Here is a 13,111-nt window from a genome sequence, read left to right on the forward strand (position 1 = left end):
GTTTTCGTACATATCTCTCTTGTTTTGCCCTTTTTTGTTAGTTAACTTGATTATTATTGTGTTAAATTATAACAAAGTATGAGCATTTTAGAGCGTTTTTCTTTATCTGGGAGAGTGGTGGTGGTAACGGGGGGAACAGGTGTTTTAGGTAGAAATTTTGTAAAAGCTATAGCAGAAGCAGGAGCTAAAGTCTGCATTATTGGAAGAGATTTGGGTAAGGCGCAGGAACGTGTTCGTCTTGTTGAGGAAATAGGAGGAGAAGCCTTAGCTTTAGTCGGCGATGTTTTAGATGAAGGTTCTATACGGCTGGCATGTCAAGCTGTTCTGGAAAGATGGGGTAAAGTTGACGCATTGGTTAATGCTGCTGGAGGAAATATTTCAGGAGCGACCATTGGACCAGACCAGGATCTTTTTGATTCCAATGTTCAGGATACTATTAAGGCTATTGAATTGAATTTATTCGGAACTATCATCCCTACTCATGTTTTTGGAAAGGTGATGGCAGAACGAGGTAAAGGATCTATTATTAATATTGGTTCGCTGTCGTCTAGTCAAGCTATTACCCGAGTATTGGGATACACTGTAGCGAAGAATGGTATTATAGGCTATACAAAATGGATGGCTACGGAATTAGCGCTTCGTTATGGAGATAAAGTACGGGTAAACGCTATAGCGCCTGGCGTATTTTTAACGGAGCAGAATAGAACCCTTTTGACCAATTCAGATGGATCGTATACGGATAGAGCACAAAGGTTTGTCAATGGTACACCTTATTCGCGTTTAGGTGAGCCTTCTGAACTAGAAGGTACATTGATTTATTTACTCAGTGACGCATCAGGATTTGTTTCCGGAGAAACAGTATATGTTGATGGTGGTTTTAACGCTTGGACGGGCGTATAACATAATAATGATGATGAAAAGATTTGAACAAACCTGGAGATGGTACGGGCCGAATGATCCTGTATCCTTACAGGATATTAGACAGGCGGGGGCTACTGGGGTCGTTACCGCCCTACATCAGATACCTCATGGAGAAGTGTGGCCTGTGTCGGCTATTTTGGAACGCAAGGAGATAATTGAAGCGGCGGGCTTAACTTGGTCTGTTGTAGAAAGTGTACCGGTACATGAGGCTATAAAAACTAGGCGTAGTGATGCGACTAATTATGTCGATAATTATAAAAAAACGCTTGAAAATTTAGCATCCTGTGGTGTCTATGTGATTACGTATAATTTTATGCCGGTATTAGATTGGACACGGACTGAATTGGGATTGGAACTACCCAATGGCGCTAAGGCACTTTATTTTAATTGGACAGATCTTGCCGTTTTTGATATCTATATCCTTAATCGAAAGGGAGCAGTCGATGACTATTCGCAAGAGGTGGTAACTGAAGCAAAGATACGCTTCGAGAAATACTCTGAAGCAGAGTTGGAGGATCTGACACGTGTTATACTGATGGGGATTCCTAGTGAAAAGGATATATCCATAGCTGACCTAAAAGATAGTTTGAAGGTGTATCAGGAGATCGGATTAGAGGGGCTTTTGAGTAATTTGTTATGGTTCTTGGGAGAGATCAAAGATGTTTGCGAATCGAATGGTATTCAGATGGCATTGCATCCAGATGATCCGCCGTACCCTATATTAGGACTACCAAGAATAGCCGGTAATAAAGAAGATTATCTTAAAATAATTAATGGGGTGGATCGACCATTTAATGGCATTTGTTTTTGTTCGGGTTCATTGGGGGCAGGTGTAGACAATGATGTTGTCGAAATAGCTGCTGCAGTGAAGCACAGGGTTCATTTTGCACACTTTAGGAACGTCAAGAAAGATCGCATGGGTAATTTCTTCGAGGCAGACCATTTAGATGGTGATGTAAATATGCCTGCAGTTCTTAGAATTTTTATTGAAGAAAATCAAAAACGTATTAAACCTATTCCCTTTAGACCTGATCATGGTCATCAGATGTTGGATGATTTGAACAAAGTAACGAATCCAGGGTATTCTGCTATCGGTAGACTCCGGGGACTGGCTGAGTTAAGGGGGCTTGAGTTAGGATTAATAACTCTTATGTAAGCATTGTTGATTTTCGGAGTTGGATAGTAGTTTCTAAGAGCACAGTTTGAAATTCGATCTGACTCCGATCTCTTTTGGAGTTTATAAGATTTAAAAGTAATTGCAATGCTGTGCTAGCCATCTCTTCAGTTGGTTGATGGATTGTTGATAACGCAGGATTTAGACTGTTGGCAAATTCAATATTCGAAAAGCCGATCACAGCAATGTCTTCGGGAACACGAATTTTAAGGTCTGCAAGTACACCTAGTACGCGCGTAGTCAGTGTCTCGGTAGTGCCTATTATTGCATTAGGAACATCTTGGGATGTCATACATTCTGAGATTATTTTTTCAAGGTCATCATCTATCTTTTTTAGTGACTTGCTGTAGTCTATGTAAATAAGATGGTTCTCATTAATTGGAATATTGTAGTCCTCCAGAGCTTTTTTATGACCTTCGAGCCTGTATTGGGTCACGCCGATATTCTGGCCACATAATACTATTATTCTGTTCCTGTTTATTTTTATAAGTTCCTCTGTCGCGCGATAGGTACTTTCTATGTTATCTATCCCTACCTTATGTGTGTCCAAATTGTAATGAATACGGTCGAAGATAACTACAGGACAAATGTTTTCATGGATATTGGCTATTAAAGATAGATTTGAGGTTTCACTGACCGGTGCAATTATTATTCCATCGACGCCTTGATTGGTGAGTGTTTTTAGCGCTCTTTCTTCTTCTTCTTCTTTGTCTATACTTTGCATCAAAATAATATTGTAACTATTTTGGATTGCTTCTTGGTGCAGGTATTGTACAAGCTGAGCGGCAAAAGGTGTACGGATACTGGGTAATAGTACACCGATACTATTGGTTTTTCCCAGCTTGAGATATTTAGCTAGAGGGTTGGGCTGATAGTTATATTTTTCAGCTAATTCCCTGACTTTCGCTTTCGTGTCTTCACTGATTTCGTAGCTATCATTTAGTGCTTTTGAAATCGTAGATGGGGATAGCTTTAATTTTTGAGCGAGTTCTTTTAAGGTTATTTTAGCCATAATAATCGGTTCCTTCTTGCTTACAAGATATGAAAAAAGGAGGGTATATCCTCCTTTGATTATCTTAAATCTACAATTTCATAGTCTTTATATTTGTCTTTTGTAAAGCTAAATGTACTGTCAGCAAATTTTTGCCCAAGATATAACGTTTTTATGGTATAGGTAAATCGATTACCTGACTTATCAAATATTGTAACATCGTGTATATGATTGTTTTTATTGATACGTAATTTTATTTTAAAATAATTTGTTTTGGTATCAATGGGAGACAGTTCCACGACACGCAATGTTTCTGATGTTCCATTTTTTGTTAATTTATCATCAGACATACTTACATATTTGTATCCATTTTTGTAAAAAGAAAACAAATTGTTGGGGCCTATCGTATTATCATCGTGTTCCGCATTCGTGATCTGTACCTCTTTTATATCTTTTGATATGTTCCAAATTGTGTTACCATCTGAAATAATCTCTTGTTCTGGAAGTCTGATGGCATATTGTTTTTTCGGCTTGTTAAAATACATAGTGCCCGAGCTATTATAGCTTTTCTTTTCGGCATCCTGTACTGTCAGATCGAATTCAGAGCGTATGGTTTTATAAGAGTCATATCGCTTGGATACTTCATTTAACATTTTCTTCGCCGCAGGATCTGTCTGCCCAATTGCTCCTATTGTGACAATCGTGTAGATTAATGCAAGTAGTAATTTCTTCATTTGTATTACTTATTTTTTATTTGTCATATAGTGGAGTTAGTTCTCCTTTCTCAATGACTCCAAATACTGTTCCAAGGAATATTCATCCGGGTAGAGTACTTCCCTGGCCTTGCTACCCTCAAATGGCCCTACAATACCTGCAGCCTCTAATTGATCAATGATTCGTCCGGCTCGGTTGTATCCTAGTTTTAATTTCCGTTGTATAAGCGATGTTGATCCTTGTTGATGCATGACGATCAATCGGGCTGCATCCTCGAATAACTGATCTCTGTCAGATAGGTCAAAATCCATTGAACCTGAACCTTCTCCTGATTCATCAATATACTCTGGAAGCATAAATGCGGAAGGATAGCCGCGCTGTCCTCCAATAAAGTCGGAAATACCTTCTACCTCGGGTGTATCTACAAAGGCACACTGGATACGTATCAGGTCGGAACCTGTCGCTAATAGCATATCTCCTCGACCTATTAGTTGGTCTGCTCCCCCTGAATCTAGTATTGTTCTAGAGTCAACTTTTGATAATACTCTAAAAGCCAAGCGTGCAGGGAAGTTGGCTTTGATCGTCCCCGTAATAATGTTTACAGATGGTCGTTGGGTTGCAATAACTAAGTGTATACCTACAGCTCGTGCTAATTGCGCGAGTCGTGCAATCGGTGTTTCGACTTCTTTACCAGCGGTCATCATTAAATCTGCAAATTCATCAACGATCAATACTATAAAAGGTAAGAATCGATGACCCTCCTCAGGGTTTAATCGTCTATTGACAAATTTAGCATTGTACTCTTTTAAGTTACGTACTTGTGCATTCTTTAGTAGATCATAACGTTGATCCATTTCGATACACAATGAGTTTAGCGTATTAATTACTTTTTTAGTGTCGGTGATGATAGCCTCTTCTTCATTTGGCAATTTAGCGAGGAAGTGGCGTTCCACTTTTTTGAAAAGGGAGAGTTCTACTTTTTTTGGATCTACCAATACGAATTTTAATTCCGCAGGATGTTTTTTGTAAAGTAGTGATGTAAGTATGGCGTTAATCCCAACGGATTTACCCTGCCCCGTAGCACCAGCAACAAGCAAGTGGGGCATTTTTGCCAGATCCGCAATATATACTTCATTGGAGATAGTCTTACCTAGTGCGATAGGTAAGTCCATGTCTGTTTTTTGGAATTTTTCGGTTGCTAGTACAGAACGCATTGAAACCATTTCGGGCGTGCTGTTAGGGACCTCAATCCCTATCGTACCCTTACCTGGCATAGGAGCGATGATACGTATACCTAAAGCCGCTAAACTTAAAGCTATATCATCTTCTAAATTTTTAATCTTCGAAATCCGAACACCTGGTTTTGGAATAATCTCATATAGCGTGACGGTCGGGCCGATAGTTGCCTTAATATGCTCTATTTCGATATTGTAGTTTCTTAATGTATCGACAATTCTATTTTTATTAGCCTCTAGTTCTTGTTGATTGATTGTGATTTTGCCTGTCCCGTAGTCTTTTAGTAAATCTAGCGTAGGATGTTGATAACTGGATAAGTCTAGTTTTGGATCATACTCTCCAAATTGAGCAACCAAATCGTTTGCAGAAATTGGTTTTTCTTCTTTTTGTTTCTCGATGAATAGCGTTGGTTCTTCAACTTCTTCTTCCTTATTCGTCTCAATTTCCAAAGGTGTATCGACTGTCAGTTCTATTGACTTATCTTCGACCGATGGAATTGGTATTTCGAAAGTGGGTTTGGTTTCGAAATTAATACTGTTTTCTTCTTCTAGATCATCGAGGTCGAGGTCTTCTCGTTCTGATTCTTTATGTTCTTCACGAAGGTGGGCATATCTATCATTCAAGCTAGTGGACAGAGGTGTGGTATTTCTGTTTCGCAATGTATTAGATACCTCAATTACGGCACCGTCAATATTTTCCTCTTCTTGCTCTTCTTTTTCCTGGATTATGATAGGTTCTTTCTTGATTGTTGTCCTTCTTGATAGGAGTTCTTCTTCGTCTGCCTCTTGGTTATCGCTAGACTTACTTGCGGATTGAAACGTAAATTTCAAATCCAGATTGTAAATCAGTATTAGTGCTGTAAGATAAGCGAAAATCAATAACCCTCCGACTCCGTATTTTCCAATTTGTGCATTGAGGAGTTGGTTTGTCCAGAAGCCAAATTTACCTTCTAAGATGTGCGGCGTCTCGGTAATATATTCTTGGATGAAGCCTAGTGTCACGGATAAGAAAATTATTCCTACAGATGCGTATAGTATAGTCTTCCATACAGGCAGAATAGATTTTTTGTATAATAATTTATAGCCTACGACAAATAGTATTAAGATAAAGAGAAATGATGCGATACCAAACCATTCAAAAATAAATTGATTGGCTAAAAGAGCGCCCAATTTTCCTAGCTTATTCTCTACGATAGGTAGTTCGGATATTTCATCACGTAGCTCTTCAGACGTATCAAATAAGGTTCCCCAGCCTCCATTGGTCGCGGCAATATAACTTTGATCTTCTTTCCAAGTAAATAAGTAGGATGTAAAAGCAACTGCCAATAAGAAAGAGCTCAGTATCAGGAATAAGCCGAGTATCTTCAACGCTTTTCTTTGTCCTTCAGAAAAATCAATATTATCGAAGGATTTAAATAATGAAGGTGTTTTTTTTCTAGAGATTGTCGCAGTCTCTTTTGTCTCTTTGCTACCTCTATTTTGACTGCTGTTTTTAAATGTATTGCCTTTGTACGCCATGAAAATGTTATACTTTACCTAATACAAACTTATTAAAAAAAAAGGGAGAAATACAGTATTGCTATTGTATTTATATTTCCTCTATAAAAGAATCTAAATGAATGAAGAGAGCTTCAAAATTCGTATTTATGTTACGACGTAATTATATTATGTGTAAAGACGAATTTATGTAGGTTTGATTTGTAGCGATTGGTGAATGTTATCCGTTTTATGAAATAAATTAGTATCTTGTTGAGTTGACTATGAAGTATATATATATCGCTGCGCTTTTTTCTGCCTTGCTGTTTTTGAACAGCTGTGTTAAAGATAATGATTCATATATGTATGATAGCCCGGGCTCTTTTGTTGGCCTAGCGGTATTTAATGCTATACCTAACTCTACAGCTGTAAATCTTTTAGTTGACAGGGATCGACTGAATATGACAAATGAAAAATTACCTTTTGGTGGATATATCCCTCATCGTAATGTATATCCCGGTGAAAAAACGATCACTGTTGAGAATCAGAATTCGAAGGGCGAATCCCAACGCGTCATGCAAAATGTTTCTTTGGCTTCTGGAAATATTTATAGTTTGTTCTTATATGACGAGAATGGCATTAAATCTATACTCACGAAAGATAATATAGTTAGTCCTCGTAATGGTTATGCTAAAATAAGATTGGCAAACATGGTTAAGGATGCTCCTGCGCTAACTATGTGGAGTGGAAATCCCGTCCAAACTGTTTATGCAGATGTTCCGTTCAAAACGGTGACTGAATTTGTTGAAGTTAAGGCTGGAGAGCCATTTACGTTTAAAATAATTCCTACTAATACGAAAGCAAACTTACCAGAAATTATTTTGAAGGATTTTTCCCTTGAGAATAAAGCAATTTACACATTTATGGTAAAAGGTGTGTTAGAAGCATCCAATGAAAATGAAGAAGTTTCTCTTACGGTGATTAAATTCTAAAGGTCTAGGGATTGATTTACCTTTGTCGACCTTTTTTTTGCCGCTCTTGAAGTGTATTCCGTAATAAGTCATTAAAATCTTCTTCTACCTGAAAAAACTGAGAAGCACGGGCTTGTCCGATGACTTTTGCAAAGTCTTCTCTGTATTGTTTCTTCATTTCTACTTCTTTTGCGTCAAAAGCAATTACATCACGTCTTCCTCCGTTAAAGGAGTTCGCCTGTTGTGGAATTCCGCCGCGTTTAGCTTTTTTTAAATCCTTTAATTGGTCCGTGTATTTGTTATAAATAGGAAAGAATTTTTGTGCCTCACTTGGTGTTATCTTTAGCTCTTTGGTGATGTAAGCTATTTTTTCACTTTCAATAGCTTCAAATTTGTTTTGCTGTGCAAATGATACTATGTGTAAAGTGAATACTAGTAAAAAAGTGGTTAAAATATACTTTAATCGTAACATTATAACATGTAATTTAAATAATCTTTTATATCCTCGTCGTCTATTCTTTTGTCAATTTTACGCTGGCTGGAGGTTTCCTCATTTATAAATTTTGTGAGTTGAATTAGATCCTCTCCTTCATAAACCTGTGCAAGGTAATTTACTATTTCCTCATTACTTACATCCCGTAAATTGACATTGGTATTGCTTGCTTGTAAAGAAGTTTCCGGAGCTGTTGGTTCCGTAGACCCTTTTTGTACGGCGAAATATGAACCAATACCGATTATAAAAACAACAGCTGCTGTAGAAACATAGCTAAACCATTTTTTTCGTTCTGAAAAAGAAATGATCGTCGCTTCTTCAGATTTGTCATCATCCACTTGTTTTGCTGCCTTTTTGATAGTATCGGTTAGGGAGGCAAAGTAATTTTCAGGAACAACAAATCCTTCTTCGGCAACTTTTGATTTTAGATTATATTCTGCAATTTTAATTTGTAGATTATCTTTTTGATCCGAAAAATAACCTGTAGGGACATTAAACCCCGTCTCAGAGACTGTATCTTTAAGTTTGTCTTCTATTATTCTACTCTGAATCGAGTGCTCTAGTGTCTCAAAATAGCCTTTGGGCACTTGATAATCTAGCATGTCGACTTGATCCTTAAGCTTGCTTTCTGAAATTTTAAGTAGGACCTGTTCTTCCAGTTGATTAAAATATAAATCTGGCACAGTATAAGCGGTCGAGTCTGCGCGTAAATTGTATTTTTCAATAACCAATTGCGCTTCTATCGAGCGCTGCTGCGTAATAAAGAAATTTTCTGGAGTAGAAAAAGGTGTGACACGTAGTGAATCGGAAAGTATATTTCCTTTTATTGGCTCGCTATGTGGGTTTTTTCTCTTCATGGTCTATGTATAGATGCTTTCTCGGTAAAAAGGTTTAATCGTTGTTGTTAAAAAAAGATTCAACTTTCTTTACAGCTAAGTGATAGGATGCTTTTAGAGCCCCTACACTTGTGCCCAGAATTTGGGATATTTCATCGTATTTTAAGTCTTCAAAGTATTTCATGTTGAAGACTAGTCGTTGTTTCTCCGGAAGAGTCAGAAGTGCTTGTTGTAGTTTCATCTGAGCTTTATCTCCATTGAAGTAGCTGGTGTCTGCTAATGTCTCCGCTAGGTATGACGAACTATCTTCATCCAGAGAGACATTATACTTTTGCTTTTTCTTATTTAAAAAAGTTATGCATTCATTTGTTGCTATACGATACAACCAGGTATACAGCTGCGAATCTTCTCTAAACTTTTCCAGGTTGCGCCATACTTTTATGAAAATATCTTGAGTCACGTCATCCGCATCATCATGATCAATGACCATGCGTCTGACGTGCCAGTAGATTTTTTGTTGGTATTTTTTTAACAAATGACTGAACGCCGCTTCTCGCGTGCGTTCATCTGCAAACATAGAAATGATTTGCGCGTCTTCCATTTGAAATTATTTTCTACTAATAGCTTTACGCGCAGCAGCCACAATGCTATTGGCATTCAGCCCATATTTTTCCATTAATTGAGCCGGTGTGCCTGATTCTCCGAAACTATCATTTACTGCAACATATTCTTGTAGGGTTGGTAGTTTCTGTGCTAATACTTGCGCTACACTGTCACCCAGCCCACCTAAACGGTTATGTTCTTCAGCGGTTACTACACAGCCTGTTTTTGCGGCTGATTTAAGGATCGCTTCTTCATCCAGTGGTTTTATGGTGTGAATATTGATGATTTCTGCGTTGATGCCCAGCTTTTCCAACTCTTCACCGGCTTGGATAGCTTCCCATACAAGGTGGCCTGTTGCAACAATTGTCACGTCAGTTCCTTCATTTAGCATAATTGCTTTACCAATCTCAAAAGTTTGATCAGCAGGGGTAAAGTTAGGAACAACGGGACGACCAAAGCGTAGATAAACAGGACCCTCATGATTAACTAAAGCAATGGTAGCTGCTTTTGTTTGGTTATAATCACAAGTGTTTATTACGGTCATTCCAGGAAGCATTTTCATTAGTCCGATGTCTTCTAGGATCTGATGTGTAGCTCCGTCTTCACCTAAGGTAAGACCCGCATGGGAAGCACAGATTTTTACGTTTTTATCGGAGTAAGCGATAGATTGACGGATCTGATCGTAAACACGTCCTGTAGAGAAGTTAGCAAATGTTCCTGTAAAAGGGATTTTTCCACCTATGGTAAGCCCAGCAGCAATTCCCATCATATTTGCTTCTGCAATACCGATTTGAAAGAAGCGTTCTGGGAATTCTTTAATAAAGGCTTCCATTTTTAGAGAACCAATTAGATCGGCACATAGTGCCACAACATTATCATTGATTTTACCAGCCTCTAACAGGCCAGCTCCAAATCCGGAGCGAGTATCTTTAGATTCTGTAAAAGTATATTTTTTCATTTTTATTTAGTATTTAGATTTTAGTAATTAGTACTTAGATAAAGATTATACTGGTATGTAATCGTTCTTCTAAATTAATAATCACCAATTGTTCTTGGAATTTGGTTTAACGCCGACTCTAATTGTTCATTATTAGGCGCTGCACCGTGCCATTTATGTGTTCCCATCATATAGTCGACTCCGAATCCCATTTCTGTATGCAATAATATAACGACTGGTTTTCCTTTACCTGTACGGGATTTAGCTTCCTCTAGACCTGCAATTACAGATGCCATATCGTTTCCTTTTGTTATTTCCAGTACATCCCATCCAAAAGCTTCCCATTTTGCTCTTAGGTTGCCTAACGATAAGACTTGGTTGGTAGGACCGTCAATCTGTGCTCCATTGTAATCCACTGTAGCGATGATGTTATCTACTTTGTTGTGAGGGGCATACATTGCTGCTTCCCAAACCTGGCCTTCTTGAAGCTCTCCATCTCCCATTAGTACGTATACTAAACGGTCGTCGTTGTTTAATTTTTTAGCTTGTGCTGCACCTATAGCTACCGATAGACCTTGACCTAGAGATCCTGAGGCAATCCTTATACCTGGAAGGTGTTCATGTGTGGTAGGGTGTCCTTGAAGACGAGTGTTGAGCTTACGAAAAGTAGCTAATTCACTAACAGGAAAATAACCAGCTCTAGCTAATGTACTATAAAACACAGGGGAGATATGTCCATTGGATAAGAAAAACAGATCTTCATTCTTTCCATCCATTTTAAATGAAGTATCATGTTTCATCGCATGAAAATACAGTGCTACAAAATAGTCTGTACATCCTAAAGACCCTCCTGGGTGACCAGATTGACATGCATGTACCATACGTACAATATCACGTCTTACCTGAGAAGCAACTTGCTCGAGATTGTTAATATCTACACTCATCTTTAATTAAATATCATAATGTTTATGGGTAAAGGTAGTGAATTTTGAATATTTAGGGGTATTATTTGCATTTTTAATTGTTGTTAGGTGTGGAATTTTATGTAATTCTGCATCCGTGAGAAAATCATGGATTTAAAACGTTTAATTTAATAAGGATAATCGTATATGAAAAAGTTGTTTTTTTGTTTTTCACTTCTTGGTTCGGTATTGTATAGTACGGCACAGCACAAAGTCAGTACAAATGCGGAGGTAAAAGAAGTAACAGTTTATGCAAACGGAGCTCAGGTGTTAAATAGACTTCAGGTTACGTTGCCTGCAGGTGGCAGTGATTTGATTATTAATAATGTTGCAAATGACCTGGACGAACAGAATGTTCAAATTAGCGGACCAGATCATGTTTCTGTACTATCGATCGTAAAGACAAGTTCCGAGGAGTCTCAGATCACAAACCCTTCGCATCAAAAATTAAAGGATTCATTGGACCTAGTAACTGTAGATCGAGAAAATGTATACAATAGGTTGAATGCGGCAAAAGGCGCACTACAGATCTTAACCAATAATAATTTGTTGGGAGGTGCTGATGGAAAGATTGATATTGCGGATTTATCCAAGTTGGTCGATTACTATCAGATTAAGTCTGTGAATCTTAATAAAGAGATTTCCACATTGAACAAAGAAATAGCTGAACTTGATAAGAAGATCGCCCGGTTTCAAGAGGCATTACGTACCTATGTGGGTAGTGGTGGTCAGTTAAGGTTGCAAGTCAATTCGGGCCGAAGCGGGAGCGTCGCTTTAGAGGTTCGTTATATGACGCGATCTGCACATTGGCAAGCTTATTATGACCTGAAAGCAGCTTCGGTGTCTGCTCCATTGAAAATGTTCTATAAAGCTGGCGTGTCGCAAAGCTCAGGTGTGGATTGGAGAAACGCGAAATTGATTTTATCCACGGGAAATCCTGCCGTAGGAGGTACAGCGCCTGTTTTATCACCTTCTTATGCCGTAATCCGTAATATAGAGGATGAGATGTTTGCGAATCTTACCGTACAGAATCGTGTACAGAATAAAATACAGAGCCTGGGCGCGAAAGCCGTCAGGGAGGTTGCTGCCATGGATGAAGTAACTGTTGGTGAATTGGCTACGCCATCTATTTCTATGGTTGAAAATCAGTTAAGTACAACCTTTGATATAGAAGTTCCTTATACGATTCTATCGAATGGACAGCCACATAGTGTTGCCTTGAAGGAGTTTTCTCAGCCTGCATTATTTAAATACTATGCGGTTCCGAAATTGGATAAGGATGCTTTCTTAATGGCTGAAATTACGGATTTTCAGAAGTTAAATCTGATACCGGGTGAGGCGAATATTTCTTTCGAGAACATGTTCGTGGGGAAGTCTTATATCAATCCCAATGTAACTACAGATACACTAAATCTAAGTCTTGGTAGAGATAAAGGGATCTCTATAAAAAGAGAGCGTCTAATGGATCAGAAAAGCACGCAGATTTCAGGCAGTTCTAAGAAGCAGATTTTTACTTATGAAATTAAAGTCAGAAACAATAAGTCCAGTGATGTGGATATTCTGTTAAAGGATCAATATCCGATCTCGACGGATAAATCTATTGAGGTAGAGCTTTTAGATGCAAAGGCAGGCAATGTTAATTCTGAGACAGGTGTGGTGACTTGGATGCTGCGGTTGAAACCGAATGAAACACAGACTTACCGAATAAGCTATCTGGTAAAGTCGCCTAAAGATAAGGTCATTAGTTTTAATTAAGTTTAATAAAAAAGGCATCGATTATATTTCGATGCCTTTTTTT

Annotated in this window: 12 protein-coding genes; 4 read left to right on the top strand and 8 right to left on the bottom strand. The window is 38.2% G+C overall.

The features are described from left to right. The first annotated feature begins 78 nt into the window (after positions 1-78). Both B5X76_RS03470 and uxuA read left to right on the top strand, forming a co-directional pair. Positions 79-900, top strand: a complete 822-nt coding sequence (locus B5X76_RS03470; protein ID WP_079641258.1) for an SDR family oxidoreductase — start codon at positions 79-81, stop codon at positions 898-900. 7 nt (positions 901-907) lie between these two features. Continuing rightward, positions 908-2,077 carry a mannonate dehydratase gene (uxuA, locus tag B5X76_RS03475; protein ID WP_245800930.1) on the top strand — a complete coding sequence of 390 codons (1,170 nt, stop codon included), beginning with the start codon at positions 908-910 and terminating at the stop codon, positions 2,075-2,077. On the opposite strand, the gene B5X76_RS03480 is transcribed toward uxuA, so the two are convergent. The 3 genes from B5X76_RS03480 to B5X76_RS03490 are packed head-to-tail and all read right to left on the bottom strand — an operon-like array spanning position 2,070 to position 6,553. Then, positions 2,070-3,107, bottom strand: coding sequence for a LacI family DNA-binding transcriptional regulator (locus tag B5X76_RS03480; RefSeq protein ID WP_079641260.1), 1,038 nt, complete (start codon positions 3,105-3,107; stop codon positions 2,070-2,072). The genes uxuA and B5X76_RS03480 overlap by 8 nt on opposite strands. 59 nt (positions 3,108-3,166) lie before the next feature. Continuing rightward, positions 3,167-3,820 carry an outer membrane lipoprotein periplasmic chaperone LolA1 gene (locus tag B5X76_RS03485; protein ID WP_079641262.1) on the bottom strand — a complete coding sequence of 218 codons (654 nt, stop codon included), beginning with the start codon at positions 3,818-3,820 and terminating at the stop codon, positions 3,167-3,169. A gap of 36 nt (positions 3,821-3,856) precedes the next feature. Next, positions 3,857-6,553 (bottom strand): FtsK/SpoIIIE family DNA translocase, encoded by a 2,697-nt coding sequence (locus B5X76_RS03490; RefSeq protein ID WP_079641264.1) that lies wholly within the window; start codon positions 6,551-6,553, stop codon positions 3,857-3,859. A gap of 242 nt (positions 6,554-6,795) precedes the next feature. Between B5X76_RS03490 and B5X76_RS03495 the strand changes: the two genes are divergently transcribed. Continuing rightward, positions 6,796-7,503, top strand: coding sequence for a DUF4397 domain-containing protein (locus B5X76_RS03495; protein WP_079641266.1), 708 nt, complete (start codon positions 6,796-6,798; stop codon positions 7,501-7,503). A 16-nt stretch (positions 7,504-7,519) separates the two neighbouring features. Here the strand turns inward: B5X76_RS03495 and B5X76_RS03500 are convergent, their stop codons facing one another. From B5X76_RS03500 to B5X76_RS03520, 5 genes are all read right to left on the bottom strand, one after another. Continuing rightward, positions 7,520-7,954: a hypothetical protein gene (locus B5X76_RS03500; protein ID WP_245800932.1), complete on the bottom strand. Its 435-nt coding sequence runs from the start codon at positions 7,952-7,954 to the stop codon at positions 7,520-7,522. Then, entirely contained in the window at positions 7,954-8,832 is an 879-nt protein-coding gene (locus tag B5X76_RS03505) for a hypothetical protein (protein ID WP_079641270.1), read from the bottom strand. Before B5X76_RS03505 ends, B5X76_RS03500 begins: the two co-directional genes overlap by 1 nt. Positions 8,833-8,866: 34 nt before the next feature. Beyond that, a complete protein-coding gene (locus B5X76_RS03510) occupies positions 8,867-9,412 on the bottom strand; it encodes an RNA polymerase sigma factor (RefSeq protein WP_079641272.1) in 546 nt (181 codons plus the stop codon). Positions 9,413-9,418: 6 nt separating this feature from the next. Continuing rightward, the gene (locus tag B5X76_RS03515) at positions 9,419-10,372 is read right to left on the bottom strand and encodes a transketolase family protein (protein ID WP_079641274.1); all 954 of its coding nucleotides are present in this window, start codon (positions 10,370-10,372) and stop codon (positions 9,419-9,421) included. Between the two features lie 74 nt (positions 10,373-10,446). Beyond that, complete coding sequence (locus tag B5X76_RS03520) at positions 10,447-11,295, bottom strand: transketolase (protein WP_079641276.1); 849 nt, start codon at positions 11,293-11,295, stop codon at positions 10,447-10,449. Positions 11,296-11,460: 165 nt separating this feature from the next. On the opposite strand from B5X76_RS03520, the gene B5X76_RS03525 reads away from it, so the two are divergent. Further along, entirely contained in the window at positions 11,461-13,068 is a 1,608-nt protein-coding gene (locus tag B5X76_RS03525; RefSeq protein WP_079641278.1) for a mucoidy inhibitor MuiA family protein, read from the top strand. The last annotated feature ends 43 nt before the right edge of the window (positions 13,069-13,111 follow it).

Source organism: Sphingobacterium nematocida, from assembly GCF_900168125.1.
GTDB classification, from domain to species: Bacteria; Bacteroidota; Bacteroidia; order Sphingobacteriales; family Sphingobacteriaceae; genus Sphingobacterium; species Sphingobacterium nematocida.

Coding starts and splice junctions, on each gene's coding strand:
- B5X76_RS03480 (WP_079641260.1), bottom strand. CDS start 3,107: ATGGCTAAAATAACCTTAAAAGAACTCGCTCAAAAATTAAAGCTATCC.
- B5X76_RS03485 (WP_079641262.1), bottom strand. CDS start 3,820: ATGAAGAAATTACTACTTGCATTAATCTACACGATTGTCACAATAGGA.
- B5X76_RS03515 (WP_079641274.1), bottom strand. CDS start 10,372: ATGAAAAAATATACTTTTACAGAATCTAAAGATACTCGCTCCGGATTT.
- B5X76_RS03510 (WP_079641272.1), bottom strand. CDS start 9,412: ATGGAAGACGCGCAAATCATTTCTATGTTTGCAGATGAACGCACGCGA.
- B5X76_RS03490 (WP_079641264.1), bottom strand. CDS start 6,553: ATGGCGTACAAAGGCAATACATTTAAAAACAGCAGTCAAAATAGAGGT.
- B5X76_RS03505 (WP_079641270.1), bottom strand. CDS start 8,832: ATGAAGAGAAAAAACCCACATAGCGAGCCAATAAAAGGAAATATACTT.
- B5X76_RS03525 (WP_079641278.1), top strand. CDS start 11,461: ATGAAAAAGTTGTTTTTTTGTTTTTCACTTCTTGGTTCGGTATTGTAT.
- B5X76_RS03520 (WP_079641276.1), bottom strand. CDS start 11,295: ATGAGTGTAGATATTAACAATCTCGAGCAAGTTGCTTCTCAGGTAAGA.
- uxuA (WP_245800930.1), top strand. CDS start 908: ATGATGATGAAAAGATTTGAACAAACCTGGAGATGGTACGGGCCGAAT.
- B5X76_RS03500 (WP_245800932.1), bottom strand. CDS start 7,954: ATGTTACGATTAAAGTATATTTTAACCACTTTTTTACTAGTATTCACT.
- B5X76_RS03495 (WP_079641266.1), top strand. CDS start 6,796: ATGAAGTATATATATATCGCTGCGCTTTTTTCTGCCTTGCTGTTTTTG.
- B5X76_RS03470 (WP_079641258.1), top strand. CDS start 79: ATGAGCATTTTAGAGCGTTTTTCTTTATCTGGGAGAGTGGTGGTGGTA.